Raw genomic sequence first — 24,807 nt, 5'->3', positions numbered from 1 at the left:
GAGGGCCAGATGCGTAGCGTCCACTATGCGGTTGCGGAACAACAACCAACCGAACCACCACCCCTACAACACTCAGGGGTGGAACAACTGAACAGTGCAACAAGGTAAGTTGTAACCCCCTGGGTCGATCCCACACCACCCAAACGGTGTGGACACGACAGGGACACTGAGACTACCCCCGACCGAACACCAACCCCTTCCGGGTTGCAGATGTCAACAGAGGTGGTAACAGGGTTACGGCGGTCATAGCGTGGGGGAAACGCCNNNNCCTTCTTGTTTAACCGGGTCGGCTACGATTGTGAAGCTGTCCGTCGGAGTACGCCATGCGTGCTGTCGCCGTCATCAAGACCGAGGAGAGGATCATCAGGATGTCCGAGAACGAGGAGCGCTCCGGCTCGTCTGACCGTCCGCGCCGTGGCGGCGGTGGACGGCCCGAGCGGGGGTCCGGTTCCGGGTCCCGTGGTGGTTACGGCGGGTCCAAGGGGGGAGGTACATCCTCCCGCGGCGGCGAGAGGTCATTCGGCCGGTCGTCCGGCCAATCTTCTGGGCGTGAGGACCGCCGTGGTGGTTCGGGCGATGGGCCGCGTCGCGACGGCCGCGAGGTCGGTCGCGCCGGACGGGGCGATGGACCTCGGCGGGATGACAACCGTGGTGGCGGCGCCCGCCGGGAGGGCCGTCCGGAACGTGGTGGAGCCCGGCATGACCGCCGTGGCTCACGGGACGGTGGCCCGCGCGTCGAGGGTCGAAGCTCTCCCCACAATTCGGGGGACCTGCGCAGCTCCAACCGGCCGGATCGTGCCAAGTCGCCTGAGATCGATGAGGACGTCACTGGCAAGGAGCTCGACCGCGCGACCAGCCGAGAACTGGACACCCTGGACGAACGCAACCGTCCGTGGGTGGCACGTCACCTGGTGATGGCCGGCCGGTTGCTGGACATCGACCCGCAGTTGGCCTTCGAACACGCTCTGGCCGCCAGCCGGCGGGGCGGTCGCCTCGGCTGCGTCCGTGAGGCAGTTGGCCTGACCGCCTATGGGGCTGGAGAGTACGCTGAGGCGCTGCGGGAGTTCCGGACCTACCGCCGCATCACCGGGGACAACACCCACCTGCCAGAGATGGTGGACAGCGAACGTGCCCTCGGTCGGCATGACAAGGCCTTGGAGCTCGCGGGAGACGTCGACCATGCGTCCCTGGAGAAGGCGATCCGGGCAGAGCTGGCCATGGTGCTCTCCGGCATCCATCGTGACCAGGGAGACATCGACTCCGCCCTGGCCGTGCTACAGATTCCCGAGCTCGATCGGCATCGCGGTTTCTCTTTCAGTCCCCGTCTGTTCCGCGCCTACGCCGACGTCCTGATTGAAGCCGGTCGTGGCGAGGAGGCCAAGGCCTGGCGCCGCCAGGCCAGTGTGGCCGAGCGGGCGCTGGGTATCGGTGCCTTCGAGGACCCCGAGATCATTGACTTCGGACTGGACGACGATGGCTCTGAGGACCGGCCCCGTGCCCGTGACCTGGTGCCCCCGGGGTTGTCTTCGGACGACCAGCAGGACGTCCTGCAGAACGACCCGGAAGACCGCCAGGTGGACGGTGGACGGCTGGACGAGGAGGACCTCGGGTCCATGCAAACCTCTCAGCGGGTGGACGCCGAGGAGCCATCCCCCGAGGGGGAGGAGCCGCAGGAGCCCGAGGGCGACATCTCCGCAGACGTTCAGGGCCGCGGAGGCCACTGACCCATGACGGAAGCGGCGTTCTTCGGAAACCATGACGCTGTCCTGTGCGACCTGGACGGGGTCGTGTACGCCGGGACCGAGGCCATCGACGGGGCCGTGCCGACCCTGCTGGAATTAGGACGGCGCGGCGTCCCTGTCGTCTACGTGACCAACAATGCTTCGAGGTCCCCGGAATCCGTGGCCGACCACTTGAGCGAATTCGGGCTCGAGGTGTCAGGGGAGCAGGTCTTCGGGTCAGCTGCAGCAGGTGTGGCCCTGCTGAACCAGGTGCTGTCCCGGACCGTCACGCACCCGACGGCGGCCGGAGCGTCCTCCGGTGGGCGTCCCCTCCCTCCCCTCCCGGCGAAGGTCCTGGTGGTCGGTTCGGAGTACTTGCGTGGCCTGGTGTCGGAGGCTGGTCACCAGGTCGTGGCGACAGCGGCCGAGCGTCCCGACGCCGTGATCCAGGGGTTCGACCCCTCGGTGTCCTGGTCGGACTTGGCGCAGGCCTCCTACGCCCTCAAGGCGGGTGCCCGCTGGATCGCGACCAATACGGACCTGACTATTCCCCGTGCGGAGGGGATCGCGCCCGGCAACGGTGCACTCATCGACGCGGTCTCCCGGGCGACCGGGACCCGGCCGCTGGCAGCCGGCAAGCCCGAACCGGTCCTGTTCCGTCTGGCCGCCGAGGCCGTCGGATCCCGCAACCCACTGGTCGTCGGTGACCGTCTGGACACGGACATCCTCGGAGGCAATCGGGCCGGATTCGCCACCGCCCTCGTGCTGACCGGCGTGGACACCGAAGAGACCGCCGCGGCGGCCCCAGCGGAGCAACAGCCCACCTGGGTGATTCCCTCGCTGCCGATGCTCCTGGCTGACACCCCGGTGGAAGCACGCTTTCGCGCACCCCGGCAGGCACGGCAGCCATGACCGAGCCGTCCCAGCCGACCGAGTGGACCCCGGCCACCACCGGTGACCCTTCCGCCGACCAGATCCTGGCTGGTCTCATCGGAGCCGGGGAGCTGAGCCCCGACGAAGAGATCGCGGCCTACCGTGAGGCGTTGGACGCTTTGGCGCAATTGCTGGAGGAACAACCGCGGCTGCCCGGGCTGTCATGAGCAGTCCGAGGAGCACCGGGACCGGGCGAGGCCGCACCCGCCTCGACATCGCGCTGGCCGATCGCGGCCTGGCCCGCTCCCGTAGTGAAGCGGCCGGACTCATCAGTGCGGGCGAGGTCATCGTCAACGGCGTCGTCGCCACGAAGGCGTCCCTGAAGTGCGCCCCCCAGGATGTGGTGGCCCTGCGCGCCAGCGGACCACGGTACGTCTCCCGGGCCGGGCACAAGCTGGCCGGCGCACTGGAGCTGTTCACCGACGTCGTGACGGCCGGCCGGCGGTGCCTGGACGCCGGGGCGTCCACGGGCGGGTTCACGGATGTCCTGCTCCGGGCGGGGGCCCAGCAGGTGCTCGCGGTGGACGTCGGGCACGACCAACTGGTCGAGACGTTACGCGCCGATCACCGCGTCGACGTCCACGAGGGCTGCAATGTCCGTGACCTCACGCCGGAACACCTCGGCGGAGCAGTGGACCTGGTGGTCTCGGACCTGTCCTTCATCTCGCTGCGCCTGGTGATGTCACCGCTGGCCGGGGTGTGCCGGCCAGGCGCGGACCTGGTCCTCATGGTCAAGCCGCAGTTCGAGGTCGGCCGCCGGGCCCTGCCCAGGACCGGGGTCGTGCTCGATCCTATCCAGCGACGCCAGGCGGTCATCGAGGTTCTTGACACCGCCCTGGACGCTGGACTGCGGCCCCGCGGCATCGCCCGGTCTCCGCTGCCGGGACAGGACGGCAACGTGGAGTTCTTCCTGTGGCTAGACCGTCCCGAGACGGACGTCGAGGCAACGGCGACCGGCGCCGGCACCGAATGGCTCGGCGTCCAGACGGTCGACTGGACCTGAAAGAACAGCCCTCGTCCACAGCTCGGCGGGTGAGGCCGGACCGGGCCTGGACGTGGGTATCCTTGGGCCATGCCCCGCTCAATCCTGGTCCTAGCCCATACCGGCCGTGAGGACGCCATCCGGGCAGCCGTCCACACCTGCGCCAAACTGCAGGAGGCCGGACTGGCCCCGGTGCTCCTCGCCGGTGACGTGTCGGCGATCCGCGAGGCCGAACGGGCCGGCGTCGTGCCCCCGTTGGCTTCCGCCCCGCAGACCCTGGACGTGGACTGTTCCCTGAGCGAGGTCTCGCTGGGGGTGGTCCTCGGCGGGGACGGCTCCGTGCTGCGCGCCGCGGAGCTCGTCCGTGACTCCGGCCTGCCGCTGCTCGCCGTCAACCTGGGCCACGTGGGCTTCCTGGCCGAATCCGAGCGCACCGATCTCTCCCGCACCGTCGAGGCCGTGGTGGCGCAGGACTATAGCGTCGAGGAGCGCATGGCGATCGACGTCCGGGTTTTCCAGGGAGATAGACTCGTGGCCCGCACCTGGGCGTTGAACGAGGCCAGCGTGGAGAAGTCCAACCGTGAGCGCATGCTTGAGGTCGTGACCGCCGTGGATGGCAGCCCCATCTCCACGTACGGCTGCGATGGCGTGGTGATGGCCACGCCCACGGGCTCCACGGCCTACGCCTTCTCGGCCGGTGGCCCCGTGGTGTGGCCGGAGGTCCAGGCCATGCTCATGGTGCCGATCAGCGCCCACGCCCTGTTCGCCAAGCCCCTCGTCGTGTCCCCGGACTCGGTGCTCACCGTCGAGGTGCTGCCGCGCACCAACGAGCCGGGCGTGCTCTGGTGTGACGGCCGCCGTACCGTGGACCTGCCCCTCGGATCCCGCGTCGAGGTCACCCGTTCACCGCAACCGGTGCGGATCGCCCGGTTGTCCCGCACACCTTTCACCGAGCGGCTCGTCCGCAAGTTTAACCTGCCCACCAAGGGCTGGCGCGGTCCCGTCACGGAACAGGACCGGGCCGAGGCCGCCGCCCGCGAGGCCCGGACCGCCTCCCGCCGGCCCGAGGGACACCCCTCCTCCCGCGGAGTCTCGATCGTGGAACCCCACCACCTGGCACCACGCCCCGGCGTGGTCCCGCCGGCCACGGCCGCGCTGCCCCTGGTATCGGCGCAGGACGAACGCCTGGGGATCGCGCGCTCGGGGACCACACCGGACGAGGGCAGCGACGAGCCGGACACGCACAGCGGAGGAGCCGACCAGGCATGATCGAATACCTGTCCATCAACGGGCTGGGCGTCATCGGTGACGCCGCCGTCGAACTGGATCCCGGCTTCACCGTGGTGACTGGTGAGACCGGCGCCGGCAAGACCATGGTCGTCACGGCCCTCAACCTCCTGCTGGGGGCCCGAGCGGATGCCGGCGCCGTTCGGCACGGGGCCTCGCGGGCCACCGTGGAGGCCGGCTTCCGACTGGACGCCGGCCAGGCCGCCGTCGAGATCGCAACAGAGGCCGGAGCCGTGCTGGATGAGGAGACCCCGGACGGTGGCGCCGGCCCGGAAACCGACGCTGTGCCCAGCGTCTCGCCCGACGTCGGCGCACCGGCACGACGACGCGGGGACGTAGCACTCGTGGTCACCCGGTCCGTGGGTGCCGCGGGGTCCTCGGGACGCTCGCGGGCCTCGGCCGGAGGACGCGGCGTGCCCGTAGCCCTGCTGGGTGAACTCGGCGAACACCTCGTGGCCGTCCATGGCCAGACGGATCAGCTGAGATTGAAGTCCCCGGCCGCCCAGCGCCATGCCCTGGACGCCTTCGCCGGGCCGGAGCTGACCGAGACCCTGACCGCCTACCAACGGGACTTCGAGGCGTGGAGACGGGCGGCCACGGAACTCGATGAGATCACCAACAACGAGCAGGACCGGGCCCGTGAGGCCGAGAACCTGCAGCGTTCGCTCGAGGAGATCGACAACGCGGCGGTCCGGGAGGGGGAGGACGAGGAGGTCAAGGCCCTCATCCAGCGACTCGAGAACGTCGAGGAGCTGCGCGCGGCGTCCCTGGGCGCCCACACCCACCTCGTCGGCGGGGATGCAGCCGATGCGGTGGAGATCCCGTCGGCGGAGACCCTCATCGAGGCCGCCCGCCAGTCCCTGTTGCAGGCCCCGGGACAGGACGACGAGCTCACCGGACTGTCCCAGCGCCTTGCCGAAGTGGGGATCCTCCTGGCCGATGTCTCCGGTGACCTCGCCGGCTATGCTGCCCGCCTGGATGACGACGCCGCCTCCGACCTGGACAGCGCCCAGTCCCGGCTGGCCGAACTGACCCGTTTGTCACGCCTCTACGGGCCCGAACTCTCCGACGTGATCCGGTGGGCCGAAACCCACCGGCCGCGGCTGGAGACCCTGCAGGGAGACACGGGACGCATCGAGGAGCTCACCGCCGAGGTCGCCCGCCTCGAACAAGATGTCCTGGCCGGCGCGAGTGAGCTGACGCGGCTGAGGACGGCCGGCGCAAGCGCCCTCGCCGGGCTGGTGAGCGAGGAACTGCACGCCCTGTCGATGCCGGACGCCACGTTCCATGCCACCGTCACCACAGGCGGCCAGCCGGGGCCCCACGGTGCCGACGAGGTCCACCTCCTCCTCCAACCCCATGCCGGCGCCGAACCGCGGCCCCTGGGCAAGGGCGCCTCCGGCGGCGAGCTCTCCCGGGTGATGCTGGCGCTGGAGGTGGTCCTGGCCGCCACGGACCCGGTCCCCACCTTCGTGTTCGACGAGGTGGACGCCGGAGTCGGCGGAGAGGCCGCCGTCCAGATCGGCCGCCGTCTGGCCCGGTTGGCCCGGCACGTCCAGGTCATCGTGGTCACACACCTGCCGCAGGTGGCGGCGTTCGCGGACCGGCACCTGAAGGTCACGAAGAACTCGGACGGCGATGCCGGCTTCACCACCTCGGACGTCGCGAGCCTCGAGGGCGAGGAGCGGGTGGGGGAACTGGCCAGGATGCTGGCCGGCCGAGCCGACTCCGGGGCGGCCCGTGACCACGCCCGCGAACTCCTCGAGGCCTCGCACGCCTGAACGGGTGCTACGATCGAACTCCGTGGTGCATAAATCCTCTCGATTCCAGAAAACGCCCAACGCGACCCGCCAGATCTTCGTGACCGGCGGCGTAGCCTCTTCTCTCGGAAAGGGGCTCACGGCATCCTCCCTGGGTCATCTCCTGAGGGCACGAGGCCTCTCCGTGACCATGCAGAAGCTGGATCCGTACCTGAACGTCGACCCGGGGACCATGAACCCCTTCCAGCACGGCGAGGTCTTCGTCACCGAGGACGGCGCCGAGACCGACCTGGACATCGGCCACTACGAGCGGTTCCTGGACGAGAACCTTGACGGCCTGAACAACGTCACCACCGGACAGGTGTACTCGACCGTCATCGAGAAGGAACGCCGGGGTGACTACCTCGGGGACACCGTCCAGGTCATCCCTCACATCACGGATGAGATCAAGCGCCGCATGCGCCTGCCCGCCACGGAGGACGCCATGGCGGCCGGCGGTGGGGAGGCGCAGGATCTGGCGGTCGCGGACCGCCCGGCGCCGGACGTCATCATCACGGAGATCGGCGGAACGGTCGGAGACATCGAGTCGCAGCCGTTCCTGGAGGCCGCGCGTCAGGTCCGCCAGGACATCGGACGGGACAACGTGTTCTTCGTGCACGTGTCCCTCGTGCCCTACATCGGTCCTTCTCACGAATTGAAGACCAAGCCCACCCAGCACTCGGTGGCGGCGCTGCGCTCGATCGGCATCCAGCCGGACGCCATCGTCATCCGCTCGGACCGCGAGGTGCCCGCCGACGTGCGGGACAAGATCGCCCGCATGTGCGACGTGGACACCGATGCGGTCGTCAACTGCGCCGATGCCCCGTCCATCTATGATATCCCCAAGATCATCCACGCCCAGGGCCTCGACGCCTACGTGGTGCAGTCCCTGGACCTGAAGTTCAAGGACGTCGACTGGTCCACCTGGGACCGCCTGATCGGCGCGGTCCACCACCCGAGGCATGCGCTGGAGATCGCCCTGGTCGGCAAGTACATCGACCTGCCGGACTCCTATCTCTCCGTCACGGAGGCCCTGCGGGCCGGTGGCTTCGGCAATGACGCGACGGTCTCCATCCGCTGGGTCCCCTCGGACGACTGCGAGACCGAGGCCGGCGCACGGCAGGCCCTGGACGGCGTCGACGCCATCTGTATCCCGGGCGGTTTCGGGGTCCGAGGGCTCGACGGAAAGATCGGCGCCCTGCGTCACGCCCGTGAGAACGGCATCCCGACCCTCGGCCTGTGCCTGGGGTTGCAGACCATGGTCATGGAGTATGCCCGCAACGTGCTGGGACTCGCCCAGGCGTCCTCCACCGAGTTCGAACCGGACACCGAGCATCCCGTGATCGCCACCATGGCGGAGCAGGAGCACTTCGTCTCCGGTGGCGGCGACCTCGGCGGTACCATGCGCCTGGGATCCTATCCGGCCACCCTGCGGGAGGGCTCCGCGGTCGCCCGGGCCTACGGGGCCACCGAGGTCACCGAGCGGCACCGCCATCGCTACGAGGTCAACAACGAGTACCGGGACCGGTTGGAGGAGGCAGGGCTGGTCGTCTCCGGAACCTCACCGGACGGCACGCTCGTGGAGTTCGTGGAGCTGCCGGCGGACGTCCACCCGTACTACGTCTCCACCCAGGCCCATCCGGAGTTCAAGTCCCGGCCGACCCGTCCACATCCACTGTTCGCCGGGCTCGTGGCCGCCGGACTGGAACGCCGGAACACCCGCGCCGCGGGCTGATCAGCAGGGACACCGCCACTCCATGACGCACCTGACACCTCCATCCGCCCCGTACACCGAGCACGACGGCGGCCCGCTCGCGGACGTGCCCGCCCTGCGGCCCGCAGTCCACACCGAGACGGCCTTCGCGGGCGCGGTGTGGGACGTCACGCGTGAGGCCTTCCTGATGGTGCCGGGCGAGGCTGCGGGGGAGGGCACGGGTGGTATGGACGTCAATCACCCGGACCTGTTGGTACGCGAGTTCATCCGCCATCCCGGGGCAGTGGCCGTGTTGGCACTGGATGATCAGGACCGGGTCAGGATGATCCGGCAGTACCGGCACCCCGTGGGCGAGGAGCTCTGGGAGGTTCCCGCCGGACTGCTCGACGTACCGGGGGAGCACCTGGTCGAGGCCGCCCGGCGGGAACTGGCCGAAGAAGCAGACCTGTGCGCGGACCGGTGGGATGTCCTCGCCGACTTCTACACCACCCCAGGATCCTCCTCGGAGGGAATCCGGGTGTTCCTGGCCCGAGACCTGTCCCCGGTCCCGGTAGGGGACCGGCACGAACGCACCGGTGAAGAGGCCGGTATGCCGCTGGCCTGGGTGCCCGTGACAGAAGCCGTTCAGGCCGTGCTGGCCGGCCGGCTCCGCAACCCCTCCTCCGTGGTGGGCCTCCTCGCCCTCGTCGCCCACCGGGAAGCCGGCTACGCCGACCTGCGTCCTGCGGACGCGCCCTGGCACGGCCGTCAGGTCCGCTCATGAGTGCCCCATCATGAGTGACCAGTGATGAGTGCCGAGCCCGCGGGCTGTCCGCCGCGCGCCCTGGTCCGTCCGGCTGAGGCGTACCTGGACCACCTGACTGTCGAGCGGGGTATGTCCCCTCATACCCTGGCCGCCTACCGCCGGGACATGAACCGATACCTGGCGTGGCTGCAGGGCCGGGGAGTGGACGACCCCCGTCAGGTGGAGCGCCGGCATGTGACCGGGTTCCTCCAGGCCCTGGCCACCGGTGCCGATGGCGGGCACCCGCTCTCACCGCGTTCAGCTGCCCGGACCATCGTCGCCATCCGAGGCATGCACCGCTTCTGGACCCTGGAACAGGTCACGGAGACGGACCCGGCCCAGGACGTCACCCCGCCTCGGCCCGCCCAGGAACTGCCCAAGGCGATCCGGGTGGAGCAGGTGACGGCCCTGCTGGAGGCCGTGCCCACGGACACTCCGGCCGGCCTCCGGGACCGGGCCCTGCTCGAGTTCCTCTATGCCACGGGTGCCCGCATCTCCGAGGCGGTCGGGCTGGACGTCGACGACGTGGTCGGAGCCGTCCGCGGACCCCTGGATGACGCCAACGCCCAGGGGAGCCGAGACGAACCCGGGGCGACGGGACCTGGGGGGTCCGGCACCGCCGTCGTGCGCCTGTTCGGGAAGGGTTCCAAGGAGCGCATCGTCCCGTTGGGTTCCTACGCGGCCACCGCCCTGGAGGCCTGGCTGGTCCGCGGACGTCCCACGCTGGCCGGCCAGTCCGGGGCCGGGGGCCCCGCACTGTTCCTGAACCAGCGCGGTGGGCGGCTCTCCCGGCAGTCGGCGTGGACGATCCTCAAGAAGGCCGCGGAACGGGCGCACATCGATGCCGAGGTCTCACCGCATACCCTGCGGCACTCGTTCGCCACCCACCTGCTGGAGGGCGGCGCGGACGTTCGCGTGGTGCAGGAGCTGCTGGGGCACGCGTCCGTCACCACCACGCAGGTCTACACCCTGGTCACGGCGGACACGCTCCGCGAGGTCTACGCCGCGGCACACCCCCGCGCCCTCCACTAGGCCGGGGAGGGCATCACGATCCCACAACGTCGGGCCGGACGGTGATGACATCGATCGCGGGTTGATGCTCAGATGGTGAGTGTCGGACGACGTCCCGCGGTCGGAGGACGGCCCGGCCACCACCGGACCACCACCCGCCGAAGCGGTGCTGTACGGAGCACCCGGAGGCAGACGAGGGGATCTTGATGAACAGCACCGCTGATCAGGCCTTCGAGGTAGGGCGATGCGCCCGAGGGGTCGCTCGCCGCCGCCTGGTGGCCGCCGTGGGATTCGGGCTCGGTGCCGCAGTGGTGCTGAGCGCCTGCGGGACCGGTGACGTGCCGGCGGAATCATCCTTGGCCACGAGCGATCCCAGTTCGATCCCGGTCGAGACCGTCTCGGAGGCCGCGACTCCCCGTGCCACGGCTACCGCGAGCGTCACCGTCACCGAGACGGCCTCCGCCTCGCCGACCGCCAGCACGTCCGGAGAGCAGGCTACGGGGCTCACCCAGAGCTACACCTCAGAGTCCGGCATCTTCACCTGGAGTTTCCCGGAGACCTGGAGCGCGAGTCAGGAGGACTACAGCGAGGAGTTCCTGGACTATCTGGGTGTGCCCTACGAGGTGGTGCTCTTCCGGAATCCCGTGGGCACCCTGGAGTACCGGACCACCACCGGGGTCGGTCCCACGGACAACGACGGTCCCAAGCCGGATGTGATGGAGGTCCTGGAGACCGAGGAACTGATGGACATCCCGGGCAACGAGTCACCGGACGCCCCGGGCTCCGGGCCCGTCTGGTACCGGGCCTCCCTCTACCAGGCCAGCGAGGACTGGCCGGACCCTCAGAGCTTCGAGGGCGGGCAATTCCTGTTGTCCGTGCAGGTGGTCAACGTGGCCGAAGACCTCGACCCCGAGGCGACGGACGATTCCTTCTGGTCCTCGTGGTTCTACGCGCAGCCTTCAGCGGACGGCCACGCCGAGGGGACGACCACCTTCCTGTCCGGCAGCGTCACCCAGGACACGGCGGAGGAGGTCACCGGCCTCGAGGGCGAGGAGGCCATGAGGGCGTTCCTCGAGACCGAAGAGTATGACCAGCTACGGTCCGTCGCCACCTCCATGGAGGTCGAGGTCCCCTGAGCCCGCTGCCGGAATACCGGTGCAGTCAGGCTCAGGCGCCCGGCACGTGCCGTTCGTCCGGACCGTTGTAGGCGGACAGCGGACGGATCAACGAATTGCTGGCGCGCTGCTCCATGATGTGCGCGGTCCACCCGGTGACGCGGGCGGCGATGAACAACGGGGTGAACAGCTCGGTGTCGAAACCCATCAGGTGATACGTGGGGCCGGCGGGATAGTCGAGGTTCGGCTTGATGGCCTTGGCCTCGTCCATGGCCTGCTCGAGCCCGTTGTACAGTCCGAGGATCTCGTGGCGGCCGAAGTGCTCGATCATCGCGTCGAGCGCCTTCTTCATGGTCGGAACGCGGGAGTCGCCATGCTTGTACACGCGGTGGCCGAAGCCCATGACCTTCTTCTTCTGGGCCAGAGCGTCCTGCATCCAAGCCTTGGCGCGGTCCTTGGCCTGATCCTGGGATTCGTCCGGCCGGATTCCGATCTCATCGAAGGTGTGCATGACGGCCTCGTTGGCGCCGCCGTGCAGGGAGCCCTTGAGTGCGCCGATGGCGCCGGTGACCGCCGAATGCAGATCGGACAGGGTGGAGGTGATGACGCGTGCGGTGAAGGTGGAGGCGTTGAAGGAATGCTCTGCGTAGAGCACCATCGAGACGCGGAACGCATCGACGACAGCGGGATCGGCCTCCTCGCCGAAGGTCATCCACAGGAAGTTCTGGGCGTAGTCCAGGTCCTCCCGGGGCGGCACCGGCTCGGTCGGGCCACCGGCGGTGCGTCGGCGCTGCTCATAGGCGACAACGGCGGGCAGCTGGGCGAACAGGGTCGTCGCTTTCTCCATCTCGGCCTCCGGGGAGGAGTCCTCCGACTGCGGGTGCTGGGCGCCCAGGATGGACACGGCGGTACGGACCGAGTCCATCGGATGGCAGTCAACCGGCAACACGTCCAAGGCGGTCTTGACATCCGGGGACAGGGCACGGTTGGAGCGCTCGTGGTCCGTGAAGGCAGCCAGCTGGGCGTCCGTGGGCAGCTCACCGTTCCACAGAAGGTAGGCCACGGACTCGAACGGCAGAGACGCGGCCAGCTCCTGCACGGGATAGCCACGGTAGAGCAGGGAGTTGGTGTCCGGGTTGACCTTGGAGATGGCGGTGTAGTCCGCCACCACTCCAGCGAGGCCCTTCTTGATCTCAGTGTCAGTCATGGGAGAGTCCTTTCGGGACGGGGTTCGGGTCGGTTCAGGCGTCTGCGCCGGAGTCCGTCCGGGTCTCCAGTCCCGGAACCGGGAAGTTGAAGACGGAGGAATCGAAGCCGTTGTAGCCCTCGTAGTCCACGAGCTCGTAGAGGCGTGCCCTGGTCAGCATCTCACCGACGGCGTCCTGCTGGGTACCCTCGGAGCGGATGGTGGACAAGGTACGCTCCATGGCGCCCAAGGCCGAGCGCAGCAGTGTCACCGGGTAGATCACGAGGGCCACGCCGGCGGAGGCCAGCTGTTCGCGGGTGAACAGCTCGGACTTGCCGAACTCCGTCATGTTGGCCAGGACGGGCACGTCCACGGCGTTGCAGACGGCCTCGAACTCGGACAGGTCCTTCATGGCCTCCGGGAAGATGGAGTCCGCGCCGGCGTCTACCAGGGCTTTAGCCCGGTCGATGGCCCCGTTCAGCCCGCCGGCGCCGTCCACCCCACGGATGTCGGTGCGGGCCATGACCAGGAAGTTCTCATCCCGGCGGGCGCTCGCAGCCGCCGCCACCCGCTGAGTGGCCGTGGCCAGGTCCACCACGGCCTTGTTGTCCAGGTGGCCACAGCGCTTGGGGTTGATCTGGTCCTCGATGTGACATCCGGCGAGCCCGGCGTTCTCCAATTCCTGGATGGTCCGGGCCACGTTCATCGGCTCGCCGAAGCCGGTGTCCGCGTCCACGATGGCCGGCAGGTCCGTGACGCGGGCGATCTGTCCGGCCCGCTGGGCCACCTCCGTCAGCGTGGTCAGGCCGATGTCCGGCAGGGCCAACTCGTTGGCCAGCACCGCGCCGGAGATGTACAGCCCCTGGAACCCCTGCTCCTCCACCAGTTTGCCGGAGAGTGGTGTGTAGGCCCCGGGGAACTGCACGGCGGCACCAGGTTCCAGCAGTTGCCGCAGGCGGGCGCGCTTCTCGGCGGCAGTCAGTGATGAGTACAGCATCAGAAGAGTCCCTTCGGGGCATCGGCCAGGTCGATGACGCCGGGGGCCGCGGTGATGTTCAGCTGGTCCAGCTCGCCAGCGCGGAGGGAGGCGGTGCGCTGGGCGGCGTCGAGGAAGCGCTCGATCTCCTCCGGGGACACGAGGCCCTCGGCCAGGGTGCGGAACTTGTGGATGTACTGCTCCCGGGCGAACGGGCGGGCACCCAGCGGGTGGGCATCGGCCACGGCGATCTCGTCCGTGATGGTCTCACCCGAGGCGGTGGTGATGACAACCCGGCCACCGAAGGCCTTCTCCGAGATGTCCAGGGAGTGGTACCGGCGGGTCCACTCCTGGTCCTCCTCGGTGGTGACCCTGTGCCACAGTTCCACGGTGTCCGGCCGTCCGGCCCGCTCCGGGGAGTAGGAGTCCACGTGATGCCACGCGCCGTCCTGCAGGGCCACCGTGAAGATGTACGGGATGGAGTGGTCGAGGGTCTCGCGGGAGGCCTTCGGGTCATACTTCTGCGGATCGTTCGCGCCGGACCCGATCACGTAGTGCGTGTGGTGTGAGGTGTGGATGACGATCGAGGCGACGTTGGCGGGATCGGCCAGCTCGGGGTGCTCGCCGTGCAGCTTGCGCGCGAGGTCGATCCAGGCCTGGGCCTGGTACTCGGCGGAATGCTCCTTGGTGTAGGTGTCCAGGATGGCGCGCTTGGCCTCGCCGGGCTCCGGCAGGGGCACCGTGTACTGCGCGTCCGGTCCGTCCAGCATCCAGGCGATGACCCCGTCCTCGCCCTCATAGATCGGCACTGGCGAGGTCTGGCCGCGCATGGCACGGTCGGCAGATTCGACGGCCATCTTGCCGGCGAAGGCCGGGGCGTGGGCCTTCCACGTGGAGATCTCGCCCTTGCGGGACTGGCGGGTGGCCGTCGTCGTGTGCAGGCCCTGGCCGATGGACTGGAAGATCGTCTCGGTGTCCAGGCCCAGCAGGGTCCCGATGCCGGCCGAGGCTGAGGGGCCGAGGTGGGCCACATGATCGATCTTGTGGGCGTGCAGGCAGATGGCCTTGACCAGGTCCACCTGGAGTTCGTAGCCGGTGGCGATGCCGCGGATCAGGTCGACGCCGCTGGCACCACTGTGCTGGGCGACGGCCAGGATCGGTGGGATGTTGTCCCCGGGATGGGAGTACTCGGCGGCCAGGAAGGTGTCATGGTAGTCCAGCTCACGCACGGCCACGCCGTTGGCCCAGGCGGCCCATTCCGGGGAGACCTTCTCGGTGATGCCGAAGACGGAGGCGCCCTGTCCGCCGGACGTGGGTGCGTGGGTCAGGGCCTGTGCACGGGCGGCGACGATCGGTCCGCGGTTCAGGGAGGCGATGGCCACCGACGCGTTGTCGATGATCCGATTGATGACCATCTCCTCCACCTCGGGGTCGATGGCCACGGTGTCGGTGGCAACCTCGGCCATCTTCCAGGCGAGCTGGTCCTGACGCTGCAGGTTTTCTTCGGAACGGTAGACGCGGACGTCGTGGTTGATCATGGGGTCCTCTCCAAGGCGGATGTGGGGTGGTCGGGGGTGGGTCCGGTTGGTTCGGCCGGTCCGGACTGGTGGATCTGGGGTCCGGCGGGCTGGTGCGACTGCAGGTGTGCCAGGGCGTGGTGCAGGTGCAGGGTGGTGGTCGCGGCGGCCAGTTCGGGGTTCCGATCGGCCAGGGCCCGGGCGATGGAGGCATGCTCCGTGGCCGACGCCGCCAGCCGCGCCGGGTCGTTCCGGGAGAAGCGGCGAAGCCGGGCGAGGTGAACGCGCAGGGAACGCAGGTGCTGGGCCAGGTAGGCGTTGGCACAGGCGGCATCCACAGCGGCGTCCAGCTCCGTGGTCAATTCGTAGTAGGCCGCTGGGTCCTCTCCGTGGCGCAGTGGTTCCACGGCGGATTCGAAGCGTGCGGCCAGCTGAGCGAAAGCGTCGGGGTCGGCGTGCGCCGCGGCCCGACGCGCGGCCAGCACCTCGAGCACCGTGCGCAAGTCGAACAGGTCGTCGGCCTCGTTCAGGGAGACCTCCGTGACCACGGTTCCGCGACCGCTGGAGGGAGCGGCCAGGCCTTCGGAGACCAGGCGCCCGATGGCCTCGCGCAACGGCGTGCGGGACAGGCCCAGGCGGGCCGACTGCTCGACCTCGCCCAGGACCGATCCGGGAGGCAGCTGACCCTCGATGATCTCCTGCCGCAGCGTCCGGTATGCACGTTCACTGGCTCTCACAGGGTCTAGTGTATACACAAAAAGCTGAACCTGGGCGATTCAGGGGAAAATCCGACCAAATTCGGCCCATTCTTCGGACTTTGAACGGTCTTGCGTATACACAGGGTGGACGTGGCGTGACTCACGTCCTACCTTGGTCCCATGTCCTCAACGTCCTCCATGCGTGAGCCCACCCCGCCCTCCGAGTCGTACGAGTCCGTCTATCGCAGGTCCATCGAGGACCCGGAGGGATTCTGGCTGGAGGCGGCCGCTGCCATCGACTGGACCGAGGCGCCCACCCGGGCGCTGGACGATGCGGAGGCACCGATCTACCGGTGGTTCCCCGGGGCCCGGTTGAACACGGCGGTGAACTGTCTGGACCGGCACGTGGCGGCAGGTCACGGCGAACGCACTGCGATCATCTATGACTCGGCGGTGCTCGGCACCGTGGAGCACATCAGCTACGCGGACCTGACCGACCGGGTGTCCCGCTTCGCCGGAGCGCTGGTGTCCTTGGGAGTCGGCCGCGGCGACCGAGTGGTCATCTACCTGCCGATGACGCCGGAGGCGCACGTCGCCATGCTGGCCTGCGCCAGGATCGGAGCGGTGCACTCCGTGGTGTTCGGCGGATTCGCCGCCCGGGAGCTGGCGGCGCGCATCGACGACGCGAAGCCGACGGCGATCGTGACCTCATCGGGGGGCATCGAGCCGAATCGGCGGGTGGAGTACCTGCCATCGGTGGCCGAGGCCGTGGCCCTGGCGCAGCACCGGGTCGGGGCCGTGGTGGCCAAGCAACGTGAGGGTTTCGAGACCAGCTTGGAGTGGGCGCGGGCCAGCGTGCGGGCCGGCGTCGGGAATGAGGTCGGGAACGCACCCGAGGCTGTGACCCGGTGGATTGACTGGGACGAGGCCATGGCCGAGGCCGAGCCGGCGGCGCCGGTGGATGTGGCGGGCTCGGATCCGCTGTACATCCTCTACACATCCGGCACCACCGGCTCGCCCAAAGGTGTGGTCCGGGACCATGGTGGGCATGCGGTCGCCCTGGCCTGGACCATGGCGAACATCTACGACGTCGGCCCCGGCCAGACGATGTTCACCGCCTCGGACGTCGGCTGGGTGGTGGGGCATTCCTACATCGTCTACGCGCCGCTTCTGGTCGGGGCCACCACCGTGCTGTATGAGGGCAAGCCCGTCGGGACCCCGGATGCCGGGGCGTTCTGGCGGGTGGCCGCCCAGCACGGGGTGCGCTCATTGTTCACGGCACCGACCGCCCTGCGGGCCATCCGCAAGGTGGACCCGGAGGGAACCCTGGCGGGGGACCACGACCTGTCGGCACTCCAGACCCTGTTCGCGGCGGGGGAGCGCCTGGATCCGGAGACCCAGGGCTGGATCGGTGACCTGCTGGGCGTGCCGATCGTGGACAACTGGTGGCAGACCGAGACGGGCTGGCCGATCGCCGCCAACCCGGTGGGGCTGGAGGCGCTGCCCGTCAAAACCGGTTCCTGCACCCGGCCCGCTCCGGGCTACGCCGTGGAGATCCTGGACGGGAGCGGGCAGCCGGTGGAGGCCGGGACCGAGGGCAACATCTGTCTTCGGTTGCCCCTGCCACCGGGGACCCTGACCACGTTGTGGGGCAACGACCAGCGCTTCATCGATTCCTACCTCAGCGCCTTCGAGGGGTACTACGCCACGGGCGACTCGGGTCTGGTGGACGAGGAGGGCTACCTCTTCGTGATGGGCCGGACGGACGATGTCATCAACGTGGCCGGCCACCGGCTCTCCACGGGAGCCCTCGAGCAGGCGCTCGCCGCCCACCCCGCCGTGGCCGAGTGCGCGGTGATCGGTGTGGCGGACCCGCTCAAGGGCCAGCGGGCCTCCGGCTACGTGGTGCTCAAATCCGGGGTGGAGGTCGAGGGCGCCGCCGGGATGGAGGAGCTGCTGGCCGAGCTGCGCGCCACCGTCCGCACCTCGGTGGGCGCCGTGGCCGACTTCAAGCAGGTGGCCGTGGTGGACGCGCTGCCGAAGACCCGGTCCGGGAAGATCCTGCGCAAGACCATGCGGCAGATGGCCGATGGCGAGGAGTATGTGGTGCCCTCCACTATCGAGGACCGTTCCGTGCTCGACGCCCTCGCACCGACCCTCCGCACCGGCCCGTAGGCTATCCGGGCGTGGGGCCGCGGCCGGACCAGCGGTACTCGTTCTCCGGCCGGCCCGGAGTGCCGTAGCGCGGCGAGCGGTCCATCAGCCCCTGCCGGAAGAGGTGCTCCAGGTAGCGCCGTGCCGTCACCCGGGACGTCCCGACGGCGGCCCCCACCTCACCGGCGCTGCGTCCGCCCGCCGGGTCGGAACGGAGCAGATGCACGATGGCGTCGAGGGTGCCCTCCGTCAGTCCCTTGGGCAAGGCGGCCGGGCCGGTGCTGCCGTGATGGCGGAACGCCCGGTCCACCTCCGCCTGGCTGCTGACCGAACCGGTTCCGGCGAGTCCGGTGGACAACTCCCGCGCCGCCCGCAGGCGCTCGGCGAACTCGGGATATCCGAAGGGCTTCACCAGGTACTGGACCACGCCCAGGGCCATGGCCTGGCGGATGGTGGGTACGTCGGTGGCGGCGGTCATGGCCACCACCGCGCCGGTGAATCCCGCCGACCGCATCCGGCGGAGCACCTCCAAGCCGTGTCCGTCCGGCAGGTTCATGTCCAGCAGCACCAGGTCCACGCCGAAGGATCCGTGTTCGCGCCACTGGGTGGACAGGAACCGCACCGCGTCGGCCAGGGTGGGGGAGAGGTGCACCTGACGGTAGCCACCGGCCCGGGCCAGGTACTCCCCGTAGGTGTCTGCCGCCAGGGCCTCGTCTTCGACGATCAGCACGCGTTCACCGGTCATGATGGTCTCCTTCCGCCAACGCGGGTGGCGGGTTGTCCGCCGGCCACCGTGGTGGGTGGACGTCGTCCGCCGGCAGGGGCAGCTCCACGGTGAACACCGTGCCGGAATCCAGGGCCAGCTCCACGTTCCCGCCCAGCGAGAGTGCCGTCTGCCGGACCAGTGCCAGGCCGATGCCCCGGCCGGCGGTACCTCCGGGCTTGGTCGAGAAACCGAGGTCGAACACCTGTCCCCGATCGTCCGCGGAGGGACCGGGGCCGCCGTCGGCCACCTGCAGTACCAGCCAGCCCGCGTCGGTGTGGGCCTCGGCCTCCACCCAGCGGTCCTCCGTCTGCCGTCCGGGGTCCGCAGCGGCGTCGATCGCGTTGTCCACCAGGTTGCCGAGGATCGTCACGAGGTCCTGTGCGGAGAATCCGGTGGGGGAGCCTACCTCGATCCGGTAGTCCATCCGCACCCCGCGCTCGCGGGCCTGAGCGGCTTTGGCCACCAAGAGGGCCTGCACCGCCGGTTCGCCGGTGGGATCCAGCGGACCCGGCTGGGCGGCGCCGGCCGCCATCCCGGAAGCCAGCAGGTCACGTGCCTCATCGATCCGTCCCAGTTCCACGAGGGACAGCACCGTGTGCAGCCGATTGCCGTGCTCATGAGTCTGGGCGCGCAGGGCATCGGTCAAGGACCGGATGCTCTCGAGTTCGCGGTTCATCTCCTGGACCTCCGTGCGGTCATACAGCGTCACCACCGTGCCCCGGTCAGCACTGGCCGGCACGTGGTGTCTCCGTCCACGCCGCCACGCAACGGGCGTCCGCAGCCGCGCCGGTGGCCCAGCCGGACGGGTGCGGTGCTGGTTCACCACCAGGATGCGGCCGGGGACGGCGAACAGCTCGTCCCGTGCGTCCCGACCGGACTCGAGTAGCCCGGCCAACGGGCCGGGCAGCTCGAGGTCAGCGAGCGAGACGGTCCCCGGTGTGTGGTCCGCGCGGTGGCCCAAGGGCGGGAGTCCCAGCAGCTCGGCCGCACGGTCGTTGTACAGGCTCAGCTCACCTGTGCCGGAGACCAGCAGCATGCCCTCGTTGACGTTGTGCAGGGCAGTGTCCAGCACGGTGAACCGATGGGCCAGCTCCTCCGGACCGAGTCCGTGGGTGGTCCGCCGGATGTAGCGGCCCAGGGCGATGGATCCGGCCAGCCCGAGGGCTGCGACGAGTCCCATGCCCAACAGGATGCGTGGGATCTGGGCGGTCACCACGATGTCCAGTTCGGAGACGCGGTGACCCACTCCGACGATGCCGACCACCTCGGCCCCGGGGGCATCCGAGGAGAAGACGGGAACCAGCGCGCGTAGGGAGAGGCCGGCGGGTCCGGTGGCCACCGTGTCCACCTGGCCGTGCCCGACCAGGACCGCGGAGAGGTCCTCGGGGTACCGGGTACCGTTCTGCGCCGGGTCCCGGTGGGCCACCCGCACGTAGTCGGTGCCGAAGAATGTCACCCAGTCCACCTGGGCCTGGACGGCCAGCTCGGTGGTGAGCGGCTGGAGCGCCGTGCCGGGGTCGGCAGACATGAAGCCGTCGCGGATCCGCTCCTCGTCCGCGATCAGGCGCGCCGTGGAGAGCACATTGTCCCTCTCCAACCCGTAGACGGTCCGCTTGGTCTGGTGGTAGCTGACGGCCACCAGGGCGACGGTGAGCACCAGGAGGCCGAGTAGGTGGGCCACCGCCAGCCGACGGGCGATGCTCCACGGACGTCGGGTGGCTCTGGACGTGTCGTGGCCGGAGCGCAGGCGCTGCTCATCCACTCCGTCTCTCGTCGTCGAGCCTGCCGTCCTGCCCACCGTGATTCCTCCTCTGGTCCGTCGATGTGACGTCTCACCGGGATGCCCCGCCGCGGCGCTTGGCGGACGACGCACCAGGCTGGGCGACAGGCTTCGCCGACTCCCGGATGTGTCCTGCGCCATGAACTTTATGACCGCAAGGGTGATGTGACGCACGTCCCACGGTGATGATCGTCTCCACGAAGAGACCGTGAGTCACCGGCCACCACTGTAGAGGACACCCCCATGACGAACCCATCCGAGCAGGCCGCAACACGGCACGCCCCCGCCGGCTCACCGGCGTCGGGTCCCGCAGCAGATCGGGCGCCGGCCAAACCGGCGAAGAAGAAGGACCGCACGCACTGGCTGTACATCATGGTGATCGCCTCGGTGATCTTGGGGGCCGCCGTCGGGCTGCTGTTCCCGGAGTTCGGCCAGTCCCTCAAGCCGCTGGGCGACGGCTTCGTCTCGCTCATCAAGATGATGATCGGCCCGGTCATCTTCTGCACCATCGTGCTCGGCATCGGCTCCATCGCGAAGGCTGCCACTGTGGGCAAGGTCGGCGGCCTGGCGCTGCTGTACTTCATGGCCATGTCCACCTTCGCCCTGGGCCTCGGCCTCGTGGTCGGCAATCTCGTCCACCCGGGTGAGGGCCTGGCCCTGACCCCCTATGACCCGGACGCCGCTCAGGCTGACCTGGATCCGACCGTCGCGTTCCTGCTGGACATCATCCCCGGGTCCGTGCCGGTGCTGCCGGTGCTGTTCGTCGCCCTGCTGGTGGGCTTCGCCCTCCAGGGGATGGGGGAGTCCGGAAAGCCGCTGCTCAAGGGGCTCACCCTGATCCAGGGTGTGGTCTTCCGCATCCTGATGATGATCATGTGGATCGCGCCGATCGGCGCCTTCGGTGCCATCGCCGCCGTCGTGGGCTCCACCGGTTGGTCCGCCATCGGTGCCATGGCCCTGCTGATGGGCGCCTTCTATGCCACCTGCATCGTGTTCATCGTGGTGGTGCTCGGCACCCTGCTCCGTCTCGTCACCGGTGTGAGCATCTTCAAGCTGATGAGATACCTGGGCCGCGAGTACCTGCTCATCTTCGCGACCTCGTCCTCTGAGTCCGCGCTGCCGCGCCTGATCGCCAAGATGGAGCATGCCGGCGTGCACAAGTCCGTGGTGGGTGTCACCGTGCCCACCGGGTACTCCTTCAACCTGGACGGGACGGCCATCTACCTCACCATGGCGGCCCTGTTCGTCTCCAATGCCATGGGTCTGGAGATGAGCGTCGGCGAGCAGATCGGCCTGCTGGTGTTCATGATCATCGCCTCCAAGGGTGCCGCCGGTGTCACCGGCGCCGGCCTGGCCACCCTGGCCGCAGGCCTCCAGGCACACCAACCGCAGCTGCTCGGCGGCATGGGCGTGATCGTGGGCATCGACAAGTTCATGTCCGAGGCCCGCGCCCTGACCAACTTCACCGGCAACGCCGTGGCCACCATGCTCATCGGCAAGTGGGTCGGCGAATTCGATCCGGTCAAGGCTGACAACGTGCTCTCCGGGCGGGACAAGTTCGACGAGGAGATGGTGGTCGGGCATGGACTGGGCGACCACTCCGACGAACGGCCGGCCGATCGCTCCACGGAACGTGGGGAGCCAGGCACCGCTCCGGGTGCCTTCGAGTCGGGGAACCAGGGGCGTCCCTTCGACCCGCTCGAGTCGCCGACCGCGGCCGAGCAGGCCTTCGAGGGCCACCCGGAGTCCAGCCTCAACGTGGTCGGCTCTGCCCCGCAGCGTTGAGACCTCGAGGACATATCACCTTCAGGCTTCGGTTGAACGTCAAGGCTCGCCGCGACGAGACGGAAATTTCCCGGGCGGACACCGATCCGGACTAGGGTGTATCCATGCCGCAGCAGCTTACGTTGTTCAGCGTGGGCGACCTCACAGCACGGCGGACACATGGACCTACGGCAGGAGACGGCAGCATCGTGAACCAGGAAGAGCCCACGCCAGTCCTCATGATCACCGGTGACCCGGTCATCGGACCCACGGGACGGCCCAAGCATGAATTCCCGGAGCCGGTGCAGTTGGAAACCCACGGTCCGGCGCGGGTGATCTCCATGGTCAACCAGAAGGGTGGGGTCGGCAAGACGACCTCCACCATCAACCTCGGAGCCGCCTTGGCCAGCTACGGCCGGCGGGTGCTCATGGTCGACTTCGACCCTCAGGGTGCCCTCTCCGCCGGTCTGGGGGTCAGTCCCCATGAACTCGACACCACCGTGTACAACGTCATGATGGAACGGTCCGTCACGGCCCGGGATGCCATCGTGGAGACCGAGTTCGAGGGCATCGACCTCCTGCCGGCCAACATCGATCTCTCGGCGGCGGAAGTCCAGCTCGTGAACGAGGTGGCCCGGGAACAGGTCCTGGAGCGGTCCCTGCGCCAGGTCCGGGACGATTATGACGTCATTCTCGTGGACTGCCAGCCGTCCCTGGGCCTGCTGACCGTCAACGCCCTGACCGCCTCCCACGGCGTGATCATCCCGCTGACCGCCGAGTTCTTCGCCCTGCGCGCCGTGGCGCTGCTTGTGGAGACGATCGAGAAGATCCAGGACCGCATCAACCCGGACCTCGAGATCGACGGAGTGCTGGCCACCATGTTCGACGCCCGGACCCTGCACTCGAAGGAGGTCGTCAGCCGCCTCGTCGAGGCCTTCGGCGACCGGGTCTTCGAGACCGTGATCAAGCGCTCCATCAAGTTCGCCGATGCCACTGTGGCCGCCGAACCCATGACGACGTTCGCCCAGAACCACGAGGGCGCCAAGGCCTACCGCACACTGGCCCGCGAACTGATCTGGCGCGGCGGGGCGCCGTGACCCCAGCCGCCGGGGCAGCCGCCCCGGACGTCGCCAGGAACCTGGCCGACGGCCTGTCCGAGAACCTGGACGGCGAGGAAGGTGTCCCCTCCGGGTTCTGCGTCACCCTGACCAACTTCGCCGGACCCTTCGACCTGCTGCTCTCCCTCATCGCCCGCCGCCAGATGGACATCACCGAGGTGGCGTTGGCCGAAGTGACGGACGAGTTCATCGCCTACGTCGGGACTCTCCGGCATGACGCCGGTGCCGGTCTGGACCCCGCGCGGGGTCCCGGCCGGACCGATGGGCAGCGTGGCCGGCCGGACCTGGCCGCCCTGGATGCCTCCAGCGCCTTCCTCGTGGTGGCGGCCACCCTGCTCGACCTGAAGACGGCCCGGCTGCTTCCCGCCGGCACCACGGACGCGGAGGAGGACGTGGCCCTGCTCGAGGCCCGCGACCTGTTGTTCGCCCGGCTGCTGCAGTACAAGGCCTTCCGCGACATCTCCACGCTCCTGAGCGAGAAGATGCGGGTTGAGGCCCGCCGCTTCCCGCGCCAGGCCACGCTGGATCCGCGCTTCGCATCCCTGTTACCGGAGCTGGTGTGGACGCTGAGCCCCGAACAATTCGGCGCTCTTGCGCAGGACGTCCTGGCCCGGACCCCGAAGCCGGCGGAACAGGTGAGCCTGGAGCACCTGCACGCTCCGCCCGTCTCGGTCCGCGAGCAGGCAGGCCTGCTGGCCGCCCGCTTACGCGAGGCCGGCCGGCTCTCCTTCCGCGAGTTAGTGTCCGACGCCGGCTCCACCCTCGTGACCGTCGCCCGCTTCCTCGCGCTGTTGGAGATGTTCCGGGACCGCGCCGTCACCTTCGACCAAGAGGTCCCGTTGGGCGAGCTGATGGTCCGGTGGGACCCGGACGCCCCCGACGAGAGGCCGGAACTCGGTCCCGAGGATGACGAGGAGTGGTCATGAGCGAGGCCGAGGATATGCGCGGACAACTCGAGGCCGTGCTGATGGTCGTGGACGAGCCCGTGACCGTGGCTCAACTGGCCGAGGCGACCGGCGCGGACGCCCGCCAGGTGGCCGATGTGCTCTCAGCCCTCGCCAGCGACTATGATGGGCTGTCTGGCTCCCCACGGCGCGGCTTCGAGTTGCGCGAACTTGCCGGCGGCTGGCGCATCTACTCCCGTCCGGCCCATGCAGAGGTGGTGGAGCGGTTCATCGTCGAAGGCCAGACGGCACGGTTGACCCAGGCCGCCCTGGAGACCCTGGCCGTGGTCGCCTACCTGCAGCCGGTCACGCGATCCCGCGTGGCGGGCATCCGCGGCGTGAACTCCGATTCGGTCATGAGAACCCTCGTCAGCAGGGGGCTCGTGGCGGAGGCCGGCAGCGACCCGCACTCCGGGGCGGTGCTGTACGAGACCACGGGCTACCTGCTGGAGACGCTGGGGGTGGGCAGCCTCCAGGAGCTGCCCAAGCTCTCGAACCACCTGCCCGGCCTGTCGGAACTGGCCGGTATGGACCAGACTGAATTCAACACCTGACTGC

General features: G+C 69.2%; 21 protein-coding genes. 15 read left to right on the top strand and 6 right to left on the bottom strand.

What is annotated here, in order from left to right; all coding sequences use genetic code 11:
* Window positions 1-323 precede the first annotated feature (323 nt).
* The 10 genes from ABD134_RS06030 to ABD134_RS05985 all read left to right on the top strand — a co-directional run bounded on the left by ABD134_RS06030 (window position 324) and on the right by ABD134_RS05985 (window position 11,367).
* A complete protein-coding gene (locus ABD134_RS06030; RefSeq protein ID WP_344227563.1) occupies window positions 324-1,724 on the top strand; it encodes a hypothetical protein in 1,401 nt (466 codons plus the stop codon).
* 3 nt (window positions 1,725-1,727) lie between these two features.
* The gene (locus tag ABD134_RS06025) at window positions 1,728-2,633 is read left to right on the top strand and encodes an HAD-IIA family hydrolase (RefSeq protein WP_344227561.1); all 906 of its coding nucleotides are present in this window, start codon (window positions 1,728-1,730) and stop codon (window positions 2,631-2,633) included.
* Entirely contained in the window at window positions 2,630-2,821 is a 192-nt protein-coding gene (locus ABD134_RS06020; RefSeq protein WP_344227559.1) for a hypothetical protein, read from the top strand. Before ABD134_RS06025 ends, ABD134_RS06020 begins: the two co-directional genes overlap by 4 nt.
* Window positions 2,818-3,657, top strand: a complete 840-nt coding sequence (locus ABD134_RS06015; protein ID WP_344227557.1) for a TlyA family RNA methyltransferase — start codon at window positions 2,818-2,820, stop codon at window positions 3,655-3,657. The genes ABD134_RS06020 and ABD134_RS06015 overlap by 4 nt, the downstream gene beginning before the upstream one ends.
* A 69-nt stretch (window positions 3,658-3,726) precedes the next feature.
* The gene (locus ABD134_RS06010; RefSeq protein ID WP_344227555.1) at window positions 3,727-4,905 is read left to right on the top strand and encodes an NAD kinase; all 1,179 of its coding nucleotides are present in this window, start codon (window positions 3,727-3,729) and stop codon (window positions 4,903-4,905) included.
* Window positions 4,902-6,704: a DNA repair protein RecN gene (gene recN / locus ABD134_RS06005; protein WP_344227553.1), complete on the top strand. Its 1,803-nt coding sequence runs from the start codon at window positions 4,902-4,904 to the stop codon at window positions 6,702-6,704. The genes ABD134_RS06010 and recN overlap by 4 nt, the downstream gene beginning before the upstream one ends.
* A gap of 4 nt (window positions 6,705-6,708) precedes the next feature.
* Window positions 6,709-8,457: a CTP synthase gene (pyrG, locus tag ABD134_RS06000; protein WP_344227551.1), complete on the top strand. Its 1,749-nt coding sequence runs from the start codon at window positions 6,709-6,711 to the stop codon at window positions 8,455-8,457.
* Between the two features lie 22 nt (window positions 8,458-8,479).
* Complete coding sequence (locus ABD134_RS05995) at window positions 8,480-9,199, top strand: NUDIX domain-containing protein (protein ID WP_344227549.1); 720 nt, start codon at window positions 8,480-8,482, stop codon at window positions 9,197-9,199.
* 24 nt (window positions 9,200-9,223) lie between these two features.
* Complete coding sequence (gene xerD, locus ABD134_RS05990) at window positions 9,224-10,252, top strand: site-specific tyrosine recombinase XerD (protein ID WP_344227547.1); 1,029 nt, start codon at window positions 9,224-9,226, stop codon at window positions 10,250-10,252.
* A 185-nt stretch (window positions 10,253-10,437) separates the two neighbouring features.
* Complete coding sequence (locus ABD134_RS05985; RefSeq protein ID WP_344227545.1) at window positions 10,438-11,367, top strand: hypothetical protein; 930 nt, start codon at window positions 10,438-10,440, stop codon at window positions 11,365-11,367.
* 31 nt (window positions 11,368-11,398) lie between these two features.
* Here the strand turns inward: ABD134_RS05985 and ABD134_RS05980 are convergent, their stop codons facing one another.
* Genes ABD134_RS05980 through ABD134_RS05965 form a run of 4 tightly spaced genes read right to left on the bottom strand, consistent with a single transcriptional unit; the run spans window position 11,399 to window position 15,762 of the window.
* Window positions 11,399-12,553 carry a bifunctional 2-methylcitrate synthase/citrate synthase gene (locus tag ABD134_RS05980; protein WP_344227543.1) on the bottom strand — a complete coding sequence of 385 codons (1,155 nt, stop codon included), beginning with the start codon at window positions 12,551-12,553 and terminating at the stop codon, window positions 11,399-11,401.
* Between the two features lie 34 nt (window positions 12,554-12,587).
* A complete protein-coding gene (gene prpB, locus ABD134_RS05975) occupies window positions 12,588-13,529 on the bottom strand; it encodes a methylisocitrate lyase (RefSeq protein WP_344227541.1) in 942 nt (313 codons plus the stop codon).
* Window positions 13,529-15,046 (bottom strand): MmgE/PrpD family protein, encoded by a 1,518-nt coding sequence (locus tag ABD134_RS05970; RefSeq protein WP_344227539.1) that lies wholly within the window; start codon window positions 15,044-15,046, stop codon window positions 13,529-13,531. Before ABD134_RS05970 ends, prpB begins: the two co-directional genes overlap by 1 nt.
* Window positions 15,043-15,762, bottom strand: coding sequence for a GntR family transcriptional regulator (locus ABD134_RS05965; RefSeq protein WP_344227537.1), 720 nt, complete (start codon window positions 15,760-15,762; stop codon window positions 15,043-15,045). The genes ABD134_RS05970 and ABD134_RS05965 overlap by 4 nt, the downstream gene beginning before the upstream one ends.
* A gap of 141 nt (window positions 15,763-15,903) precedes the next feature.
* Here ABD134_RS05965 and ABD134_RS05960 point away from each other — a divergent pair, with 141 nt between their 5' ends.
* Window positions 15,904-17,898 carry an AMP-binding protein gene (locus tag ABD134_RS05960; RefSeq protein ID WP_344227535.1) on the top strand — a complete coding sequence of 665 codons (1,995 nt, stop codon included), beginning with the start codon at window positions 15,904-15,906 and terminating at the stop codon, window positions 17,896-17,898.
* A 1-nt stretch (window position 17,899) separates the two neighbouring features.
* On the opposite strand, the gene ABD134_RS05955 is transcribed toward ABD134_RS05960, so the two are convergent.
* Together ABD134_RS05955 and ABD134_RS05950 are read right to left on the bottom strand one after the other, a co-directional pair.
* On the bottom strand, window positions 17,900-18,622 hold the full coding sequence (locus ABD134_RS05955) for a response regulator (protein ID WP_344227533.1): 723 nt from the start codon (window positions 18,620-18,622) through the stop codon (window positions 17,900-17,902).
* Window positions 18,612-20,405, bottom strand: a complete 1,794-nt coding sequence (locus tag ABD134_RS05950) for a sensor histidine kinase (protein WP_344227531.1) — start codon at window positions 20,403-20,405, stop codon at window positions 18,612-18,614. Before ABD134_RS05950 ends, ABD134_RS05955 begins: the two co-directional genes overlap by 11 nt.
* 261 nt (window positions 20,406-20,666) lie before the next feature.
* On the opposite strand from ABD134_RS05950, the gene ABD134_RS05945 reads away from it, so the two are divergent.
* From ABD134_RS05945 to scpB, 4 genes are all read left to right on the top strand, one after another.
* Entirely contained in the window at window positions 20,667-22,208 is a 1,542-nt protein-coding gene (locus ABD134_RS05945) for a cation:dicarboxylate symporter family transporter (RefSeq protein ID WP_378108327.1), read from the top strand.
* Between the two features lie 218 nt (window positions 22,209-22,426).
* Window positions 22,427-23,284: a ParA family protein gene (locus ABD134_RS05940; RefSeq protein ID WP_115933263.1), complete on the top strand. Its 858-nt coding sequence runs from the start codon at window positions 22,427-22,429 to the stop codon at window positions 23,282-23,284.
* Window positions 23,281-24,231, top strand: coding sequence for a segregation and condensation protein A (locus ABD134_RS05935; protein ID WP_378108328.1), 951 nt, complete (start codon window positions 23,281-23,283; stop codon window positions 24,229-24,231). The genes ABD134_RS05940 and ABD134_RS05935 overlap by 4 nt, the downstream gene beginning before the upstream one ends.
* Window positions 24,228-24,803, top strand: coding sequence for an SMC-Scp complex subunit ScpB (gene scpB, locus ABD134_RS05930; RefSeq protein WP_344227529.1), 576 nt, complete (start codon window positions 24,228-24,230; stop codon window positions 24,801-24,803). Before ABD134_RS05935 ends, scpB begins: the two co-directional genes overlap by 4 nt.
* Window positions 24,804-24,807: the final 4 nt, after the last annotated feature.

It is taken from the genome of Citricoccus alkalitolerans, assembly GCF_039528175.1.
Classification (GTDB): domain Bacteria; phylum Actinomycetota; class Actinomycetes; order Actinomycetales; family Micrococcaceae; genus Citricoccus; species Citricoccus alkalitolerans.
Note: the sequence above shows the minus strand (reverse complement) of the source record. Positions and strands in the feature narration are given on the sequence as shown.